This window comes from Cellulomonas pasadenensis (genome assembly GCF_047229365.1).
Classification (GTDB): Bacteria; Actinomycetota; Actinomycetes; order Actinomycetales; family Cellulomonadaceae; genus Cellulomonas.
In genome coordinates, this window is sequence record NZ_JBFTEP010000248.1 from 1 (window position 1) to 2172 (window position 2172).

2 pseudogenes are annotated in these 2172 nt (G+C 81.7%); both read left to right on the forward strand.

The features are described 5' to 3' along the window. Window positions 1–100, forward strand: a pseudogene (locus AB6N23_RS18170) (DUF1844 domain-containing protein); the annotation flags it as partial. A gap of 26 nt (window positions 101–126) precedes the next feature. Then, window positions 127–2172 (forward strand): annotated as a pseudogene (locus AB6N23_RS18175) (glycosyltransferase family 2 protein); the annotation flags it as partial.

The window sequence follows — 2172 nt, forward strand, 5'->3', positions numbered from 1 at the left end:
CGGCCTGCGCTCCCTGCAGCTCGCCTTCCGCGAGGCCTCGCCCTTCCCCGACGCGCCCGGCGACGGCCCCGGCGAGACGGTCACCGGCGCCGTCGCCTGACGCGCCGGCGGGCGCGGGCGTCCCGCGTGCTGCCGCGTCGCACGCTGCGCCCGCTGCAGGCGACGTGGCGCGACGTGTGGCGCCAGGCGCGCGACCGTCGCCTCGCCCGCCGCGAGGCCCGCCGCGTCGTGCAGGCGCCCAGCGAGCTGGAGCTGCGCGAGCTCGCCGCCCTCGCCACGCGCCGCCGGGGCACGCTCGCCGTGGTCGCCGCCGTGCTGCTCGCCGTCACCGCGGTGGCGCTCGGCGGGCTCGTGGGCCCCGTGCTCGGCGGTGCGCAGCTCGTCGGCCCGGCCCTCGCGCGCGCGACCACCGACCTCGCCGACGTGTGGGTGGCCGCGACGTCGGGCTGGGTGGCCGGCGGGCTCGGCGCACCCGGGCCCGCGGACCCGCTGCTCCTCGTCCTGCTGCCGCTCGCCGCCGTCCTCGACGGCAGCCTCGCCGCCGCCGTGGGCGTGGTCGTGCTCGGCGGCGTCCTGCTGTCCGGGCTGGGCGCCTGGGCCGCCGCCGGTGCCGCCACCCGGTCCGTCGGGGTGCGCGCCTGGGCGGCGGTCGTCTGGGCGCTCGCGCCGGCGCTGCTGCTCGCCGTCGGCTCCGGCCGCGTCGGGGCCGTGCTCGCGCACGCGGCCCTGCCGTGGGTCGCGCTCGGCCTGGCGCGCGCCGTCGGCGTGCAGCGCGTCGACCAGGTGCTGTCCGGGCTCGCGACCGTGCGGCGCGACCTCGACGAGCCCGTCGTCCGCGACGTCCGGGACGAGCCCGTCCCGGCGCCCCGGACCGACGGCGGGCTCGCCGCTGCCCCCGACGGCGGTGCCACCGCCGCGCCCGTCGACGAGAGCGACGTCGCGACGCCCGTCCGCGGCGTGCCGGCCCTGCCGCACCCGCGGTCCGCGCCGTCGGGCGCCGTCCCCGCCGTGGCGGCGGCGCCGGTCCGTCTCGTCGCGTCGACGACGCCCGGCACGGCGCCCACCGACCTGCCCGACGGCGCGCCGCCGGCGCACGCGATGGTCGGCGCCCCCGACCCCACCGGCTCGCTGACCGCGGCCGCCGGGGCCGCGCTCGCCCTCGCCGTCGTCGTCGCCGGGGCCCCCGTGCTGCTCGCGCCGGCGCTCGTGGTCGTCCTCCTCGTGGCGGCGCTCGTGCCCCGCGGACGGGGTCGCGTCCTGCTCGCCGTCGTGCCGGCGCTCGTGCTGACGCTGCCCCTGGTCCTCGAGGCCGTGCGCCGCGGCCCCGCCGGGGTCCGGCTCCTGCTCGCGGAGCCCGGCCCGGTCGCGGCCGTGCCGCCCGCGGACGCCGTGGCGCGCGCGCTCGGCGTCCCCGCGGACCCGGCGGCGCTCGTGCCGCCCGGGCTGCCCGCGCCCCTCGCCGACGCGTGGCCCTACCTGACGGGTGCCGTCCTCGTGCTCCTCGCGCTCCTCGCCCTGTGGCGCGGGCCCGCGGTCGCGCGCGGCGTGCGGGCCTGCTGGGCCGTCGCCGCGTGCGGCGCCGCCACGGCCACCGCCCTCGCGCTGCTGCCCGCGGCGGTCGGCCCCGACGCCGTCGCGCCGGCGTGGACCGGAGCGGGCGTCTCGCTGCTCACGTCCGGCCTGCTCGGCGCCGCGGTGCTCGGCGCCGACCGGCTCCCGGAGCGGCTCGCGCAGCACTCCTTCGGCTGGCGCCAGCCGGTCGTCGGCGTGACGACCGCCGTCGTGGTCGCCGTGGCACTGCTCGCACCGGTGTCGTGGGCGTGGGTCGCGCGGACCGGGGACGCGGTCGCGCTGCGCGCGTCGACCGACCCCGTCGTGCCCGTCGTCGGGCAGCAGGGCGCGGGCTCGTCGGCCGGGACGCGCGTGCTCGCGCTCACGCTCGAGCCGGCCGAGGGCGCGTCCGGCACCGTCGGGTGGAGCCTGCTGCGGGCGGACGGCGACCAGCTCGTCGACCGCGCCGCCGCGGTCGCCACCGCACGCGCCGCGGGCCCGCGCCCCGACCCCGGTATCTTATACACAACTCCGAGCCCACCAGACACTTACGCCGAACTAGTATGCCCTCATCTTCGTGAAAAAGGGGGGGGGGGGGGGGGGGGGGGGGGGGGGGGGGGG